Here is an 18,208-nt window from a genome sequence, read left to right on the forward strand (position 1 = left end):
CTTGACTGTTGAAAGATTGTAAAACAAAAATAAGGAATAGAAATTTATATAAAACAGGATGACGTGAGATAAAAGTAAACGGGTTGGCATTCATGTTGTATTGTTTTTCTAAAATAATTCGAATCATGGAGTCTTGAAAAGACAAAAACAAAGATAGACAATTAGAAAATAATTTTAAGTTCGCGGTCAAATGACTATTTTTACAATAAGCAGATTCAAAAAGGAATCAAATCAACGACTGGAAATAAATGGTACTTATGAGAATTACGCACTGGATTCCTATTCTTTTTTTATTTTTTCCAATAGCAAAATCGAATGCGCAACAGAAAAAATATGTCATTCATACCGTTGCATTTTATAATTTCGAAAACCTTTTTGATACCATAAACGATCCCGCCACTTTTGATGAAGAATGGACACCAACAGGTTTGCAGCGCTGGACATTTGATAAATACGAAAAGAAACTTGGGAACTTAGCCCGCGTTTTATCTGAAATAGGTTCTGCCGAAAACACGGATTCACCCACATTTATTGGCGGCTGTGAAATAGAGAACAGAGGTGTTTTGGAAGATTTGGTCAAACAACCCAAACTGATTGAGAAAGAGTACGGAATCATCCATTTTGATTCGCCTGACAAAAGAGGAATCGATGTCGCTTTGTTGTATCAAAAAAAGAAGTTTCAGCCCACGAGTTATACCAATATTCCTTTATACATTTATAAAGAAGGTACCGCCACGAATGAAAATTCCAAAGCCAGTTTCGAAGAAAAAACAGATGATGAATTGCAAGTAAGTACCAAAAATTATCGGGTTTACACGCGAGATCAATTATTGGTAACCGGATTTCTGGACGGAGAGGAAATCAATATCATTGTCAATCACTGGCCGTCCCGTTCCGGTGGCGAGAAAAAATCAAGTCCGTTCCGGGAAGCCGCAGGAGCATTAAACCGAAAAGTAATTGACTCCCTGCAGCGAAAAAACCCAAATGCAAAAGTGATTACGTTGGGTGATTTAAATGATGGGCCGTATAACAAAAGTGTCAAATTGGGGCTTGGCGCGAAAGCAAAAAAGACGGATGTGCTTCCGTTTGGGATTTACAATCCATTTGAGGAAATGGCCAAGAAAGGATTTGGAACCATCGCATTTCGGGATGCTTGGGATGTTTTTGACCAGATAATGGTTTCCGAAACCTTAATACAATCGGATTATACGAGCTTTCGATATTGGAAAGCCGGAATTTACAACAAGTCGTTTTTGATACAAACCAGCGGACAATATAAAGGCTATCCGTTACGACATTCCACCACCGAAATAGGATTTAGCGACCATTTTCCCGTGTATATTTATTTGATTAAGGAAAAAAAATAACGATTTATTATTTCATAACTTTACATTTAAAATTAAAAAAATGGCAATTGCAAAACCTTTCAACCTCAATAAATGGATTGACGAAAACCGTCATCTTCTTAAGCCACCTGTTGGCAATAAAAATTTATACAGAGAATCCGGTGATTATATTGTTATGATTGTTGCGGGTCCAAACGTCCGAAAAGACTATCATTACAACGAAACCGAAGAATTGTTTTACCAACTTGAAGGCTCCATCAAAGTGATTATTCAAGAAGATGGCGAGCGCAAAGAAATGGAATTGCATGCCGGTGACATGTACCTTCATCCTGCCAAAATTCCGCATTCTCCGGTGCGTTCCGAAGGTTCCATAGGACTTGTTATCGAACGCAAAAGAGCTGGAAAAGGATTCACGGATGGTTTATTGTGGTTTTGCGATAACTGCAATCATAAGCTGCACGAGGTTTATTTTGAACTGCATAATATCGAGAAAGATTTTCTGCCTCATTTTGAACATTTTTATAATTCAGAAAAGATGCGAACCTGCGAAAAATGCGGAACCGTAATGGAAACCGACTCTAGATTTATTGCCCAAAAGTAATTTTCAGGAGCTATTCCCGCTATTCGTTCTATCTTTTGTGGCTTAAAGAAAGCCACAAAAGGATGCCACTGCTATCGGGGCTAAAAACCATACACAGAACCATTTTGTCATTCCGACGAAGGAGGAATCTCAATCAATTAATAATTTATAAATGTTTTTGGCTTGATTATTAGGTAAAATGAGGTGAAAAATTTCAATGTGAAACAACAAAATAAAAGTGGCAATGTTTAGTATTTCACGTTAAATCAATATATTTGTAAAAAAATATAACAATTTTTAATAAAAAAGTTACAATGATAACAATAGCAGATCAATTCGGAATCAAAGAAGCCCTTAAGCAATTAGGGATTGAGGAAATAAATGAAGGAACATCAACTGGAGCAGCTAATTTTGCTAACGGAAAAATCATCGAAAGTTATTCGCCAGCAGATGGGACTTTAATTGGAAAAGTAAAAACGTCTTCTAAAGAAGATTATGAAAAAGCAATGCAAAAAGCTTCGGAAGCGTTCTTAGAATGGCGTATGGTTCCAGCTCCTAAAAGAGGTGATATCGTTCGTCAGATGGGAGATGAATTAAGAAAATTCAAAGAACCTCTTGGAAAACTGGTTTCTTATGAAATGGGAAAAAGTCTTCAGGAAGGATATGGTGAAGTTCAGGAAATGATTGACATTTGTGATTTTGCGGTGGGATTATCCCGTCAATTGTATGGATTAACAATGCACTCTGAAAGACCTTTGCACAGAATGTATGAGCAATACCACCCAATAGGAACGGTTGGAATCATTTCGGCGTTTAACTTTCCGGTAGCAGTTTGGAGTTGGAACGCAATGATTGCCTGGATTTGTGGCGATGTTGCAATCTGGAAACCAAGTTCAAAAACGCCTTTATGTGGAGTGGCTTGTCAGAATATTATTAAAAGTGTTTTAGAAAGAAATAATGTTCCTGAAGGCGTTAGTTGTTTGGTAACTGGAAACGAATCAGGGGATTTAATCAATAACGACAAAAGAATTTCGTTGGTTTCTTTTACAGGATCAACTAGAATTGGACGTCACGTATCAAAAACCGTTGCAGAACGTTTTGGAAATACAATCCTTGAATTAGGAGGGAACAATGCGATTATCGTTTCGGAAAATGCGGATATCAGTATGGTATTGGTGGGAGCCGTTTTTGGAGCGGTAGGAACAGCAGGACAACGTTGTACATCAACCAGACGTTTAATCATTCACGAAAGTATGTATGACAAAACCATCAGCATATTGAAAAATGCGTACGGTCAATTGCAAATTGGGAATCCATTGGACGAAAAGAACCACGTTGGACCGCTAATCGACAAAGGAGCTGTTCAGGATTATTTGAATGCGATTGAAAGCGCCAAAAAAGAAGGCGGGAAAATGATTGTTGAAGGCGGATTGGTAGAAGGCGAAGGATATGAAAGTGGTTGTTATGTAAGACCATGTATCATTGAAGCTGAAAATCATTTTGACATCGTTCAAACAGAGACTTTTGCTCCTATTTTATATGTAATGAAATACAGCACGATTGAAGAAGCGATTGCCTTGCAAAACGGTGTTCCACAAGGACTTTCTTCTTCTATTTTTACAAACAGCATGAGAGAAATGGAATTGTTCCTTTCTCAATCTGGTTCTGATTGTGGAATTGCCAATATAAATATTGGTACTTCCGGAGCAGAAATTGGAGGTGCTTTTGGTGGTGAAAAAGAAACGGGTGGCGGACGTGAATCCGGTTCTGATGCTTGGAAAGCCTACATGAGAAGACAAACCAATACGATCAATTACGGAACCCAATTGCCATTGGCACAAGGAATCAGATTTGATTTGTAGCAACAAATTATAACAAACTAAAAAAGGCAATTTGAATATTTCAAATTGCCTTTTTTTAGTATTATAGATTCCTTCGTGAACTTTGTGAAAAAATCGTTGTGTTCTTTGTGGTTAAACCGTTCTATAAATTGAAAGAAGCACCAATATTAAACGTAAATTGGTTGTTCAATTTATCAAAACCTACTGCATCCGTTTTATAACTGGCGATAGGAATTCCAGCTTCGGTGAAAACACCAAAACCTTCCGTAAAGAAATAACGGAATCCTAAATGTGCACCAAAATTTCGTAAACCTAAATCCAATCCTGGGTAAACATCCATTTTTTCATCCAATTGAAAAACATTTCCCAAGTTTGCATTGAATCTCACTTTAGCATCAATTCGATCATCAAATTCAGGCTTATTTCCTAAATCATCAGTAGAAACAGATAGCAAATAAGAAGTGACAAATCCGTACGACATGTTTTCTCCAAGTCCAAAATCAGCGGAAAGACGAATTCCCGATCCTCCATTTTGAAAGTTAGCTCCAACATCAAATTTAACGTCTCCTTTTCCTTTGAAAGCCTGAGCATTGATCAAGCCAACGGTCAATAGCAATACTAATGTAGTAATCTTTTTCATACTCTTAATTTTTTTAAGTGGGGCAAAAGTAGTTCAATAAGATCTAATTTCTTCCTTTTTCGTCAAAATACAATTGGTTCAATGGTTCGCTTTGCCAGAATTCCTTAGTATCAACATCCATAATGGTCAATGGCCCTTTGAAGGCAGCGCCGGTATCCACATTCCAGATATTTGCTTTTTGAACTGGAGTTGATTCGCCAATTCGGGTGACGGGCGTATGACCAATGTAAATTTCGGTATACAAAGTAAAGCGTTTTGGGTAGAAAATGTCATCCGTTTTCATGGTTTTGTCTAATGCCAAAGCTGTTTCCCATAAGGTTCTGTCCCAATAAAAAAGCCCGGGAAAATATTCAAAATCAACACCGTTCATATTGGTAAAACCAGCATGAACAAACAGGCGTCGTTGCTCGTCCAAATAAAAATTATCCAGCGATTTTAGGAATTCAACATGCTTTTTCTTGGTTTCTAAGGTGACAGATTCGTAGGCCAAAACCGTTGCTTCACCACCATGTTTGTACCACAACAGATTGTCTTTGCTTTCGTCAAGCCATTCGAGCAATAAATCATCATGATTGCCTCGAATGCAAATACAGTTTTGTTTGGTTTTTAAATCAATTATAAAATCAAGTACTTGAGGGGATTGGCTCCAGCCATCAACGTAATCCCCCAGAAAAATCAGGGTGTCGTTTTTAGTAACGTTGGCTCTTTCCATAATTTGGTGCAGCGCTCGCAAACCACCGTGGATATCGCCTATGACAAGTGTTCTCATGTACGGGTTGTTCTTTTATTAGTATAAAAACAGCAGGAAATGCGTGCTATTTTTCAAGTCATAAAATTAAGTAAAAGAGTGATGAAGTACTACTTTTTAACTTATTTTTTTAACTAAATTAAAAGGAGCTGTATTTCAAAAAAATGTAATTTTTATAGCAAATAACGATACCAAATTCCTCAAATCTCATTTTAAAGGGAACCCAAAATATCACTGTTTTTGGTGATTGTTTTATTTAATTTTTCAGATTAGTTTTACAAAAAAATTAAACCCTCTCAAAATGAGTGCACTTCTTGCGTTATCGTTACTTTTGGCTAAACTGATCTGTCAAGTTTTAAAAGAATTGTTGGCTTTGATTTAAAACTGAGGATTTATGCAAGTAGAAAATAGATTTGATTGTAAATATCTTACACGCAAATTAAAACACAACAAAGGTTTTCAAATTTCAAGAAGCTAAAATTATATGTGTCTAAAAGTTTTATTAGTTGATGATCATGTTATGATTACAGATTGCTATAAAATGGCTTTAAAAGATTTAGAAATAAATTCAGAAATCACCTCGGTCAATTCTTTGAAGTGCGCATATAATTTCGTTTTTAAGCAAAATCTGGAAGTTATTGATTTGGCAGTGTTAGATTTGAGTATGCCAGAGTGTTTAGAAAATAATTTAAAAAACGGAGAAGATTTAGCAAGGTTATTACGAACGAAGCACCCTGAAATTAAAATTATTTTTATCTCAGGATATTTAAATAAGCTTACATTAAGCAGCATTATAAAAAATATAAATCCAGAAGGTTTAATCGAAAAATCAGATCTTAATTATGACTCAATTCACGTTATTTTTAAGAAAATTATCGAAGGAGAGGTTTATAAAAGTGAAAGAATAAACAAAACCATCAACGAGAACAGCATTAATAAGATACATTTTGACAGTTTGAATAGAGAAATTATTCTTCTGATTTCACAAGGGATAACTACTAAAAATATTCCCAATTATATACCTTTAACGCTAAGTGCAGTTCATAAAAGAAAATCGACTATAAAGGAATTGTTACATATTCATTCTGGGAATGACGAGGATATTATAAGAGAGTCTCGGAAAATAGGGATTATTTAAAAGTTATAATTATTGGAGTAGAAAAACTTCTTTGATTGTTTTAAAGAAGTGTTTTTTATGAAACCTTAACAAAAAAGGTAGTAAAACTACCTTTGGTGTGTTTTTAATTTTCTTAGGTTTGAAAAACTTTATACCGAAAAAAAAATAAAGTATCTAATTTAAATTTTATTAAAATGAAAAAAAATATCATTTTATGCTATAATATATGACAAACGTTACGCTGAAAATAAAACAACAGAAAATCTTTCCGAATTGTCCGAGTAACTTATTGGTTGCTTTGATAAGTTACTCGGAAAGTGTACGCAATTTGACACGACAATCTGTGTTGAAATTTCAAAAAATGAAAAACTTATTCAAAATAAAATTACAATGAGTAAAATAAAATCATCAATTTTAGGTTTATGTGCATTATTAAGTGCTACAGTTTTTATCGCATGCTCGAATGAAGATTCTCAAGTTGAAAAAAAAATAGACTTGTCTAATAACGTATTAAAACTTGAAAAAAAACAGAAAATTTCTGCAAAAACAAAAAAGTTAGACCTATCTAATAAAGTATTAAAACTTGATGAGATAAAAAAAATTTCTGTAGAATTAAAAAAATATCAACAGAGAATAGCTTTTGGTAGATTAGAAGGGAGCTTTCCAGAAGAAGAAGAAGAAGAAGAAATACAAGAACTTTTGGAACCTCTAACAACAAATGGGGAAGAAATTCACAATGAAACGATTAATTTTTTAAAGGATTCAGGGGAATTTTACTATTTAACGCCAGAAGAGCAAAATGAAATTATTAATTTCGATGAATCACAATTAGCTGAATTGTCTTTTGTAATGAGTCTTGCATACAGTATGGATATGGAAAATGCAGATGACTCAATGATGAAAATGGATCCAAGAATTAGAAATTGCGTTAGTACCGCATTAGGAATTGGTGCAGTTCGGGATTTAATTATGAATACTGCTGCCCTTGGCGTTGCTGAAACAACAATTGTAGCTATAAAATTAATTGGCAGAAGATACATAGGATGGATTGGTGTAGCTTGGATGGTTATGGATTTTACTGATTGTATGAATAGTTTTTAGATATGAATTTATGGTCAATACAAACTTTCAAAAGCTTAATTCAAGAACAAGCTATTGTACTTTATTTTCATATGTTCTTTATTCAATCAATTACAGATTTGATTTAAGTACTTACTTATCGATATTTTTATTTATTGGGGTTTTATTTAATATTTGTTTTATCTTAAATTTAATTTATTTAGTGACTAAAGACAAAAAATCAAGTACTATAAAAGACCAGTTCAATGTGTCAATAAGGCTGTTAATCAATATAATTTTAGCAATTTTTATCTTTGATTTTATATGATTTTTAAGACGATTTAGATTTAGAAATCGTCATTTATCAAAATTAACATGGCATAAAATTTCAATTCAACAAAAGCGATTTTCGGTAAACTGAAAATCGCTTTTATGTCTGAAAGCTCAAAAATAAACGATTCCTTTTATGTGAGTTTAAAGTGTTATACCATTACTGTTTATGAAATAGTTAGGTAGCGGGATTGCAGTCGGGGTCCACTAACAAAGTAAAAAAGCTATATGTTAGAATAGGAACAGTTTTTTACTGAACATCATATTTCATCTTTCTCAAAATCCGTAACGCTTCTTTAAACGACAAATACACTTGGTTGAAAGGTTTTAAAAGCACTTTTGCATCAATTAGTTTTTGTTTGGCTTCTTCAAAGCCGTTGAGGTAACAAATCATAAATGTAGAGGGTAAATTCTCTAAATCTTTGTGTTCCCGCTCGGATAATGAAAGCCCTTTTTGTAGTTTGTTCAGTAAAGCAATATTGGAATTATAAATATGAAACAGCATTTTCTTGTTGAATTCCGGCGGATGAAAAAGAATCTCTCTTTCTATTTTGTAATAGCCGTTATCATGAAAATGAATCGTTTGTTTTTCTAAAGGATAGTAACTTGTTTTGTCATTCAAACCCAAAGGAACATATTCAATAATGGTGAAAGTATCTTCATCGAAAGTGATTTCAACCACATCCTGAGCCGAATAAAAAAGCTTGATTTGTTCGTTTATCAATTCAATATCTACACGCGACAGATAGGTTTTGTCACGGGATTTTTTGGCAGTTCCTGCCCAGCAAATCACAAATAATTCCTTGAATACTTTATACTTTGGCGCCATATCCTTGTGGCGAAAATTCATGAAATCAATCACGCCATCGAGCGTATATTCGATGCTGTTTCGAGAGTTATTTTCGATGCCAATAACGGTTTCCGTGTTCTGATAATTTTTTTCGATTTCGCCTTCAATGGGCATTGTGTTACTGCCTCTTCGTATAAAAATACTGTTGGCAGGAATCGTGTGAATTCCTTTTTTGAAATGGGAAGTTTTGCTTTTTGGCTTGACCGTTACCAGTCCGATAACTTTATCTTTTGGCAAATTTGGGAAAGGCACATTTTCGTACTGAATTTTTGGAGGATTTTCCAGATAGGCATTCACTAAGTTCTGAATCCGGCTGTCGTCAAAGAAATCATCTCCAACAATAGTATTGTCCTGGTCTTCAACACCCACAACGATATAAGAATTATTCGTAGGATTTGAATTGGACAGGGCGCAAATGTGTTTTAAAAACTTGGCTTTTCCTTCCCGTGTATGCAAATTCAACTGACGCTTTTTATCATAAAAACTGCTCTCATCATTGTGAGCGAGCAGGTTTTTAATAAGAATGCGTTTGTTGATCATTGCTATTGATTATTATTTATTTCTATTTTTTATTGTTATTAAGGCGCATTTGTTAATCATATTTTGATCCTTTTCTATCTGAACTTTTTAAAAAATTCATGAATTTTGAAATTTGGTCGATTATAATTTGAGATTTTAAAGTTAATTCCAAATAGTTTTCTTCATTAATATGTTTTCTGTCGAAGGACCTTTGTAATTGTGCTTTTGTTTCACAACAAGAACCTCTTGAATAACTTAGAAAAGTAATAAACTCTTTGTTTCCTCCCCGGCCAAAACCTTCAGCAATATTATCCATAACCGACCCAGAAGAACCATTGATTTGATCTCTTAATTTATAATCCTGACCAAGAGTTGTGTTTTGAATTAAATGCCAAACATGATTGCTTTGTTCTCGGGCTAATTGATAAATTCCCATTTCCTCAAAAGAATTATAATTCGCCATATTCGAAGGTTTTATAAATAATAATAGAAATAAATAATAAATAATAATTAATAATTAATAGAAATAAATAATAATAATTAATCTCTTTTTAAAATAGTAGCAGCGGCTTGTGCCGTTGGAAAAACAATCAAATCGGCAATGTTTACATGATACGGCCTGGAAACTACAAAGTGAATAATATCAGCAATGTCTTCTGGACGTAATGGCTCAAAACCTTTATAAACATTGGCGGCTCTGTTGGTATCTCTTTTGAAACGCACTTCGCTAAATTCTGTTTCTACTGCACCGGGATGAATGGCTCCCACCCGAATTCCATAAGGGTTCAAGTCCATTCTCATGGCTTGGTTCAAGGCATCAACGGCATGTTTGGAGGCACAATAGACGTTTCCGTTTGGATATACTTCTTTTCCGGCGATGGAACCAATGTTGATGATATGACCCGATTTTCGTTCGATCATTTGCGGGATTATAGCTTTCGAAACATACAAAAGCCCTTTTACGTTGATGTCAATCATGGCGTCCCAATCGTCTAAATCCCCGTTTTGAATGGGGTCTAAACCATGAGCATTTCCGGCATTATTAATCAAAACATCAATTGTAGCAAAGGCTTCCGGTATGGAATTAATACGTTCAAAAACCGCTTTTTTATCCCGAACATCAAAGGACAAAGTATGCACTTCCGTAAATGCTGAAAGTTCTTTTTCAAGAGCAATTAATCGGTCTTCACGGCGTCCGCAAAGAATAATTTTATAGTTGTTTTTAGCTAATATTTGTGCTGTCGCTTTACCAATTCCGCTGGTGGCTCCAGTCACTAAGGCTGTTTTAGTCATGGTTTATAGTTCTATTTTGAAATCATGAATCTTAGATTTCATTTTATATTTTGTTGTCTTACGCTAATCATGATAAATTGTAAAAAATCAGCAATCTAAAATCGTTACCCGAGCCTGAAAGAGCGAACAGGCGAAGCAATCTAAAATCTTAAATATTTACGGTACATCATTCCCCATGCTTGTTGCCCAAATGGCAAACCAATCTTCTTTGTCTAATTCTAATTCGACAGCTTTCATTAGCGATTGGATTCGGGCCACATTTACCGTTCCGGCAATAGGAATCACTTTAGCCGGATGTTTCAGAATCCAGGAAAGTAAAATAGTATCAGAACCAAAATGGTATTTTGAAACTAAGGTCGCCAGTAATTTTTTCAATCGTCTGGTTTGTGGAATATCTTCTCTAAAAATGATTCCAAGCGGATTCCATGACATTGGACGAATGGTGTTGGCTTGCATATAATCAAAACTTCCATCCACCATTGGTTCGAAATTAGTTGCCGAAAATTGCACTTGATTGTACAAAACTTCTGTTTTTTGACGAATCAATTCTGTTTGTGTGGAAGTGAAATTAGAAAGACCAAAATCAATAATTTTTCCATCTGATTTTAGTTTCAAAACCGCTTCGGCAATTTCATCCGCTTGCATCAAAGGACTTGGTCTGTGTAATAAAAATACATCCAGATAATCAGTTTGCAGATTTTTCAACGAGTTTTCAACGGACCAGATAATATAATCTTTCGAATATTCATAATGTTTTATAGTATTGATGCGGTTTTCGGTAACCATTTGAATGCCACATTTGGATATCAATTGCATTTTTTCTCTGGCAATTTTACTCGACGCAAAGGCTTTTCCAAAATCAGATTCAGTGGTGTAATCACCATATATATCGGCATGATCGAAAGTAGTAATTTTATTTTCTAAACAGACATTGATCATGTTTTCCATTTCTTTGGTATTGAGATTTTTATCCCAAATTCCCCAATTCATGACACCCGCTACAATCGGCGATAATTTTGTTTTGCTCATGGTTTTTATTTTTTATTGAAATTCGTAATTCTTCTATTTCAAAGTAGATTTTTCAAAGTTCTTAAAAATATAAAAATTGTATCATAATTCATCCTTAAAATTAGCACTTTTATCGAAGTTTTAACCATTTTTTAACATCTTACTTCTAAAAAAAAATTCAATTTGCACCTTCAAAACGAAGGCATTAAATTCAAGGTTTTAAAAATAATAAAATGGAAGAAAATACAGCGACTTTAGACATCAGAGCAATCAATGAAAAAATTGAAAGAGAGAGTGCTTTTATAGACCTTCTCACGATGGAAATGAACAAGGTTATTGTGGGTCAAAAGCACATGGTGGAGCGTTTGTTAATTGGACTTTTGGGTCAGGGACATATTTTGTTAGAAGGAGTTCCCGGATTAGCAAAAACATTAGCGATAAACACCCTTTCACAAGCGGTACACGGATCTTTCAGCAGAATACAATTTACCCCTGATTTATTGCCAGCCGATGTTGTGGGAACTATGATTTATAATATTAAAGCCAATGAATTTTCGATAAAAAAAGGACCAATTTTCGCTAATTTCGTCCTTGCCGATGAGATTAACCGTGCGCCTGCCAAAGTACAATCGGCATTATTAGAAGCCATGCAGGAAAAACAAGTGACTATTGGCGACACTACTTTTAAGTTAGACCGACCATTCTTGGTTTTGGCTACTCAAAATCCAATCGAACAAGAAGGAACATACCAATTGCCTGAAGCTCAAGTCGATCGTTTCATGTTGAAAACGGTTATTGATTACCCGAAAATGGAAGACGAGCGTTTAGTGATTCGTCAAAACCTAAAAGGAAGTTACGAAAAAGTAAATCCTGTAGTTTCGGTAGAACAAATTTTACGCGCTCAAGAAGCAGTTCGTGAAGTTTACATGGATGAAAAAATAGAAAAATACATTCTTGATATCATTTTTGCCACGCGATACCCAGAGAAATACAAATTGGCTGATTTGAAACCATTAATCAGTTTTGGAGCATCACCACGTGGAAGTATCAATTTGGCGAATGCCGCAAAATGCTACGCTTTTATCAAACGTCGCGGCTATGTAATTCCGGAAGACGTTCGTGCGGTAGTTCATGATGTGTTGCGTCACAGAATTGGAGTTACCTATGAAGCCGAAGCAGAAAATATTACTTCAGTGGACATCATTAACAAAATTGTAAACGAAGTAGAAGTACCCTAAAAGTGAATAGTAATAAGTGAGTAGTAATTAGCCTTGGTTGGTTACTATTCACTATTCACTATTCACTAATTACTAAAGAAATGGATACAAAAGACCTCTTAAAAAAAGTACGAAAAATAGAAATCAAAACCCGAAGATTGAGCGATCACATCTTTTCGGGAGAGTATCATACGTCTTTCAAAGGGCGTGGAATGACGTTCAGCGAAGTGCGTCAATACCAGTACGGAGATGATATTCGTGCGATTGATTGGAATGTAACCGCACGGTACAACGAAGCGCACGTAAAAGTTTTTGAGGAAGAACGCGAATTGACCATGATGTTAATGGTTGATATTTCGGGTTCAGAAAGTTTTGGTTCGAAAAATCAATTCAAAAAGGATATTGTTACGGAGATTGCTGCAACGATGGCTTTTTCGGCGACTCAAAACAACGATAAAATAGGTTTGATTTTGTTTTCGGATGAAATCGAATTGTATATTCCGCCAAAAAAAGGAAGATCACACGTGTTGCGGATTATTCGGGAATTGATAGAATTTCAGCCTAAAAGCCGTAAAACGGATATTGCTCAAGCCTTGAAATTTTTATCGGGAACCCAAAAAAAGAAAGCGATTGTATTTGTGATTTCTGATTTCATGTCGGAAGATTACGAGCAAACATTGAAAATAGCATCTAAAAAGCACGATATAACGGGGATTCGCGTGTACGACATTCGAGAAGAAAAAATGCCGGATTTGGGTATGGTTTCCATGCTTGATGCCGAAACCGGAGCAATCGAATTGATAAATACCGGTTCGAAATCAGTGCGAATGAATTATGAAAAACAGTACCACGATAAAGTAAACTATTTTAAGGAAACATTCAGCAAATCAGGCTCAGGTGTTGTAAATACTAGAGTTGACGAAAGTTATGTGATAAAATTATTGAGCTATTTTAAATCGAGATAATACCATTTACAACCCTTTCAGAGTTTTAAACTCTGAAAGGGTTCAATAATAAAAGATGAAAAAACAATTATACCTACTATTATTGCTGCTTTCTACGGCTGTTTTTGCACAACAAAAGCAAGTAGTCACAAGTATTGACACGATTAAAAATAAAATTGGTGCCGAATTTAAACTGTCCATAAAAACTACTGTTGATACTTCGTCTAAAGTGATTTTTCCAAAACTAAAAAACTTTGGTGCTTTAGAGGTGATTCAGTCGTACCCTATTGATACTGTCAAAATGGCCGGCCGTTATGAATTAATCAAAAAATACGGTTTAACCCAATTTGATTCCGGCAGATATGTTATTCCAAGTATAAAGATTTTTATCGACAGCAAACCGTTTCTGACGGATTCGCTTTTGGTTGAAGTGGCGAATGTTCAAGTGGATACTTTGAAACAAAAAATGTTCGACATTAAGGACATTGCACCAGCGGATAACCCGATTGGGGATTGGTGGAAATACCTGTTGATTGTCGCTTTGATTATTGGTATTGGAGCGTTTATTTATTGGTACATTAAAAAACGCCAAGAAAAGAAATTACTCGAAGAAATTTATAAAACTCCAATCGAGAAAGCTACCAGTTTGCTGGATACTTTAGAGAAAAAAGAACTTTGGCAAAAAGGAGAAGTCAAAGCCTATTATAGTGAATTGACGGATATTGCCAGAAATTATATTGAAGAAGCAATAGAAATTCCAGCAATGGAAAGCACTACTTCGGAATTGATTCAAGGACTTAGAGCGGCTTCTGTCAAAAAGAAAATGACGCTTTCGCAGGAAATAATCGAAAATCTGGAGCGTGTTTTGAAACAAGCCGATTTAGTGAAATTTGCCAAGTCAAAACCATTGGATTTTGAAATCACCGAGGACCGAAATAAGATTCAAAAAGCAATTCTGACATTAGACAATTCAATTCCTGTAGAAGTACCAGTTGAGGAAGATGTGTTGTTGAATGAAGTGCAAAGACAAAAGCAGATACAAATTCAATTGCGGAAACAAAGGAATAAACGTATTGTGACTGCCGTAGCATCCGTTGTATTTTTATTGGCAGCGACCACAACTTTTTTCATTGTAACCAAAGGATTTAGTTATGTAAAAGACAATATTATCGGGCATCCTACCAAAGAATTATTGGAAGGAGAATGGGTAAAAAGTGATTATGGAAATCCTGGAGTTATTATAGAAACACCAAAAGTGCTTAAGAGAGTAGATTTGACAAAAACACTTCCTAAAGATGGAATGGCTTTGATCAAAGAAATGCAGTCTTTTGCTTATGGAAGTGCTTTAGATCCTTTTTATCTGATGGTTTCTACTTTAAAATTCAAACAGGACCCGAGCGCTAGCGAACAGGCGAAGCAAACCCAAATAGATTTGGCTAAATCAATGGATGGTGTCTTGCAATCAATGGAAGCTCAAGGTGCCCAAAATATGATTGTCAAGCAAGAGGATTTTGAAACTAAAGAAGGCGTTAAAGGAATTAAAGCCTACGGTACTTTTTCGCAAATTAATGGTGGCAATAAGTCAAGTGCAAAAATGTATTATGAAGCATTACTGTTTAGTCAAGAAGGTGGATTACAACAGATTTTACTTTTTCATGAAGAAGGGGATACCTATGCAAATGAAATATCAGAACGAGTTTTGAACTCTGTCGAATTAAAACAAGCAAGTAAATAATGACTAAAGTAACTTTTTTAAACCCAGAGTTTTTTTGGTTGTTTCTTCTGATTCCAGTAGCGATTGTATGGTTGTTACGGAAAAAGAACCATCAATCAGCAACATTAAAAATAAGTTCGTTACAAGGATTTAAAGGTTCTAATTCCTATTTGACAAAGCTAAAGCCAATGTTGAATGTGCTTAGAATCTTGGCTTTGTGCTCTTTGATTGTAGCCATGGCAAGACCAAGAACAGTTGATGTAAGTAATAAAACAAAAACTACGAAAGGAATTGATATTGTTATGGCAATAGACGTTTCAGGAAGTATGCTAGCCAAAGATTTGAAACCGAACAGGATGGAAGCACTCAAAAGAGTAGCCGCTGATTTTGTTGATGAAAGACCAAATGATAGGATTGGGCTTGTGGTGTATGCCTCTGAAGCCTATACAAAAACACCGGTAACCAGCGATAAAGCGGTTATTTTGGATGCTGTTAGAAGTATAAAATACGACAATGTTTTACAAGATGGAACAGGAATTGGAATGGGATTGGCCACTGCCGTAAACCGATTAAAAGACAGTAAGGCGAAGAGCAAAGTGGTTATTCTAATGACTGACGGGGTGAACAATGCCGGATTCATCGAGCCCGAAACAGCATCAGATATAGCCAAACAATACGGAATTAAAGTGTATACCATAGGGATTGGGACAAATGGAATGGCAATGTCTCCCTATTCAATTGCGCCAAATGGTCAGTTTTTATTCCAAATGATGAAAGTGGAGATTGATGAGCAATTGATGAAAAGCATTGCTAAAAAGACAGATGGAAAATATTTTAGAGCAACGAGCAACAGCAAATTAGCAGAGATTTACGCCTCAATCAATAAATTAGAAACTACCGAAATTGAAGAATTAAAATTTTATGATTATGATGAAAAATTCAGACCGTTTATTTGGTTTGCCGGTTTTTTATTGTTGCTTGAATTAGGATTGCGAAATACAGTTTTTAAAAGCTTTATATAATATTTAAAAACACAAAAGACTAAAACAAGACTTGGATGAAGTCTTTAAAGAAATAGGTTTAGGGAATTATTAAACCTTGTGAACTTTGCGCCTTCTTTGTGAACTTAGCGGTTAAAAAAAATTATGGAATTAGACGAAAAAAAATATTTATACCTCCTTTTTATACTGCCTCTTTTGGTGTTGGTTTTTCTGGCCAATTTATATTGGAAAAGAAAGAAACAGCGTGAATTTGGGGATTTAGAAATGGTAAAAAGACTGAGCCCGGAAAGTTCTGTTTTTAAACCGGTTTTAAAATTAGGAGTATTGCTTTTGGCATTGACCGGATTAATTCTTGGATTGGTAAATCCAAAAATTGGTACTAAAATGGAAACCGTAAAAAGAGAAGGAATCGACATTGTTTTTGCGGTGGATGTGTCCAAAAGTATGCTTTCTGAAGATGTAGCGCCAAACCGTCTGGATAAAAGCAAGCAAATCGTTTCGCAAATTATCAATCAATTGGGAAGCGACAGAATAGGAATTGTGGCGTACGCCGGAAGTGCTTTCCCGGTATTGCCCATCACTACTGATTATAGCGTTGCAAAAATGTTTCTGCAAAGCATGAATACAGATATGGTTTCCTCCGTAGGAACATCATTCAACGAGGCAATCAAATTATCGTCAACGTATTTTGATGATAAAAAAACGAGTAAGTTGTTGATTATGATTTCTGATGGTGAAGACCATAACGAAGGTGCAGAAGAAGCAGCGGAAGAGGCGAATAAACTTGGAATTAAAATCATTACAATTGGTGTTGGAACTGAAAAAGGAGGTACGATTCCATTGAAAAGAAATGGAATTATCGAAGGTTTCAAAAGAGATAATAACAATGAAGTAGTTATAACGAAATTGGTTCCAGAAAGCCTGACAGCGATTGCTAAAGCGACGAAAGGCGGTTATGTAAACGGAAATAACACTAAAGAAGTGCTTGAATATGTTAAGAATGCATTGAATAATATTCAAAAAACAGAATTTGAAGCGACAGAAATGGCTGATTTTCAATCGCAATTTCAATGGTTTTTAGGTTTTGCTTTTGTTTTCTTATTTCTGGATATTTTCCTTTTGGAAAGAAAAACAAGTTGGGTAAACAAATTGAATTTATTTAACGAGAATAAAAAAGTATAAAGAGTAAAGTATAGGTTGCGCTCCATTATTGGAACAAAAATACACAGTATGCTTTGACACTTACATTAAAAAACACAATGAAAAACATAATTTTATACCTGCTATTGCTTTTTTCTTTTGTTGCAAATGCACAACAGAAAGATAGAATATTGCCTAAAGCGAACGAGGAATATGCTGAAAATAAATTTGTAGATGCCGAAGCTAATTATAGAATTTCGGATTCAAAATTCCCTAATAAAGCAGCTGCGCCTTTTAATCTTGGAAATAGTATTTACAAGCAAAAACAATCTTCCGAAGCTAAGTTTGCGTATGCTAAAGCATTGAAAAATTCAAAAGCAAGACCTCAGAAACACAGGGCTTTTCATAATTTGGGAAATGTTTTCATGAATGAAAAGGATTATACGCAAGCAGTTGAGGCCTACAAAAACGCCTTGAGAAACGACCCAACAGATGAGGAAACGCGTTATAATTATGCTTTGGCAAAAAAAATGCTGAAAGAAAATCCTCCAAAGGATGATAGTAAAAAAGACGATAAAGACAAAAAGGACGATAAGAAAGACGGAGAAAAAGATAAAAAAGACAATAAGGATAAAGACAAGAAAGACGATAAGGGAGATAAAGACAAACAAAAAAAAGATCCTAAACCTAATGAAAATGGAGAGCCAAAACCGGCTCCAGGAGGAATTTCTAAAGAACGTTTAGAAAATCTATTGAATGCAGTGAATAAAGAAGAAAAGAAAGTACAGGATAAAGTAAACGCCAAAAAAGTACAAGGAAAACCAGTTAAGACGGAGAAAGATTGGTAGTTCAATTAGACAA

General features: G+C 34.8%; 17 protein-coding genes. 11 read left to right on the plus strand and 6 right to left on the minus strand.

The window, feature by feature from the left end:
* Positions 1-257: 257 nt before the first annotated feature.
* The 3 genes from E0I26_RS01355 to amaB all read left to right on the plus strand — a co-directional run bounded on the left by E0I26_RS01355 (position 258) and on the right by amaB (position 3,788).
* Positions 258-1,367, plus strand: a complete 1,110-nt coding sequence (locus tag E0I26_RS01355; protein ID WP_131914704.1) for an endonuclease/exonuclease/phosphatase family protein — start codon at positions 258-260, stop codon at positions 1,365-1,367.
* Between the two features lie 40 nt (positions 1,368-1,407).
* A complete protein-coding gene (locus E0I26_RS01360) occupies positions 1,408-1,947 on the plus strand; it encodes a 3-hydroxyanthranilate 3,4-dioxygenase (protein ID WP_131914705.1) in 540 nt (179 codons plus the stop codon).
* 293 nt (positions 1,948-2,240) lie between these two features.
* Positions 2,241-3,788, plus strand: coding sequence for an L-piperidine-6-carboxylate dehydrogenase (gene amaB / locus E0I26_RS01365; RefSeq protein ID WP_131914706.1), 1,548 nt, complete (start codon positions 2,241-2,243; stop codon positions 3,786-3,788).
* Positions 3,789-3,909: 121 nt separating this feature from the next.
* Here amaB and E0I26_RS01370 read toward each other — a convergent pair whose 3' ends face one another.
* Together E0I26_RS01370 and E0I26_RS01375 are read right to left on the minus strand one after the other, a co-directional pair.
* On the minus strand, positions 3,910-4,407 hold the full coding sequence (locus E0I26_RS01370; RefSeq protein ID WP_131914707.1) for a DUF6646 family protein: 498 nt from the start codon (positions 4,405-4,407) through the stop codon (positions 3,910-3,912).
* A gap of 43 nt (positions 4,408-4,450) precedes the next feature.
* Positions 4,451-5,176: a metallophosphoesterase family protein gene (locus tag E0I26_RS01375; RefSeq protein WP_131914708.1), complete on the minus strand. Its 726-nt coding sequence runs from the start codon at positions 5,174-5,176 to the stop codon at positions 4,451-4,453.
* A 463-nt stretch (positions 5,177-5,639) separates the two neighbouring features.
* Between E0I26_RS01375 and E0I26_RS01380 the strand changes: the two genes are divergently transcribed.
* Together E0I26_RS01380 and E0I26_RS01385 are read left to right on the plus strand one after the other, a co-directional pair.
* A complete protein-coding gene (locus tag E0I26_RS01380) occupies positions 5,640-6,293 on the plus strand; it encodes a response regulator (protein ID WP_131914709.1) in 654 nt (217 codons plus the stop codon).
* 369 nt (positions 6,294-6,662) lie between these two features.
* Positions 6,663-7,373, plus strand: coding sequence for a hypothetical protein (locus tag E0I26_RS01385; RefSeq protein ID WP_131914710.1), 711 nt, complete (start codon positions 6,663-6,665; stop codon positions 7,371-7,373).
* 538 nt (positions 7,374-7,911) lie between these two features.
* On the opposite strand, the gene E0I26_RS01390 is transcribed toward E0I26_RS01385, so the two are convergent.
* The 4 genes from E0I26_RS01390 to E0I26_RS01405 all read right to left on the minus strand — a co-directional run bounded on the left by E0I26_RS01390 (position 7,912) and on the right by E0I26_RS01405 (position 11,352).
* Positions 7,912-9,051, minus strand: coding sequence for an ATP-binding protein (locus E0I26_RS01390; protein WP_131914711.1), 1,140 nt, complete (start codon positions 9,049-9,051; stop codon positions 7,912-7,914).
* A gap of 52 nt (positions 9,052-9,103) precedes the next feature.
* Positions 9,104-9,493, minus strand: a complete 390-nt coding sequence (locus E0I26_RS01395; protein ID WP_121343045.1) for a four helix bundle protein — start codon at positions 9,491-9,493, stop codon at positions 9,104-9,106.
* A 77-nt stretch (positions 9,494-9,570) separates the two neighbouring features.
* Entirely contained in the window at positions 9,571-10,323 is a 753-nt protein-coding gene (locus E0I26_RS01400) for an SDR family NAD(P)-dependent oxidoreductase (protein ID WP_131914712.1), read from the minus strand.
* 156 nt (positions 10,324-10,479) lie between these two features.
* The gene (locus E0I26_RS01405) at positions 10,480-11,352 is read right to left on the minus strand and encodes an aldo/keto reductase (protein WP_131914713.1); all 873 of its coding nucleotides are present in this window, start codon (positions 11,350-11,352) and stop codon (positions 10,480-10,482) included.
* Positions 11,353-11,564: 212 nt separating this feature from the next.
* Between E0I26_RS01405 and E0I26_RS01410 the strand changes: the two genes are divergently transcribed.
* From E0I26_RS01410 to E0I26_RS01435, 6 genes are all read left to right on the plus strand, one after another.
* Entirely contained in the window at positions 11,565-12,569 is a 1,005-nt protein-coding gene (locus tag E0I26_RS01410) for an AAA family ATPase (RefSeq protein WP_121343043.1), read from the plus strand.
* A gap of 80 nt (positions 12,570-12,649) precedes the next feature.
* Positions 12,650-13,513, plus strand: a complete 864-nt coding sequence (locus E0I26_RS01415; RefSeq protein WP_131914714.1) for a DUF58 domain-containing protein — start codon at positions 12,650-12,652, stop codon at positions 13,511-13,513.
* A gap of 55 nt (positions 13,514-13,568) precedes the next feature.
* Entirely contained in the window at positions 13,569-15,227 is a 1,659-nt protein-coding gene (locus E0I26_RS01420; RefSeq protein WP_131914715.1) for a hypothetical protein, read from the plus strand.
* Positions 15,227-16,228 (plus strand): vWA domain-containing protein, encoded by a 1,002-nt coding sequence (locus E0I26_RS01425; RefSeq protein WP_131914716.1) that lies wholly within the window; start codon positions 15,227-15,229, stop codon positions 16,226-16,228. The genes E0I26_RS01420 and E0I26_RS01425 overlap by 1 nt, the downstream gene beginning before the upstream one ends.
* Before the next feature lie 123 nt (positions 16,229-16,351).
* Positions 16,352-17,389, plus strand: coding sequence for a VWA domain-containing protein (locus E0I26_RS01430; protein ID WP_131914717.1), 1,038 nt, complete (start codon positions 16,352-16,354; stop codon positions 17,387-17,389).
* Positions 17,390-17,466: 77 nt separating this feature from the next.
* Entirely contained in the window at positions 17,467-18,195 is a 729-nt protein-coding gene (locus E0I26_RS01435) for a tetratricopeptide repeat protein (RefSeq protein ID WP_131914718.1), read from the plus strand.
* Positions 18,196-18,208 lie beyond the last annotated feature (13 nt).

The sequence above is a fragment of the Flavobacterium rhamnosiphilum genome, assembly GCF_004349195.1.
Classification (GTDB): domain Bacteria; phylum Bacteroidota; class Bacteroidia; order Flavobacteriales; family Flavobacteriaceae; genus Flavobacterium; species Flavobacterium rhamnosiphilum.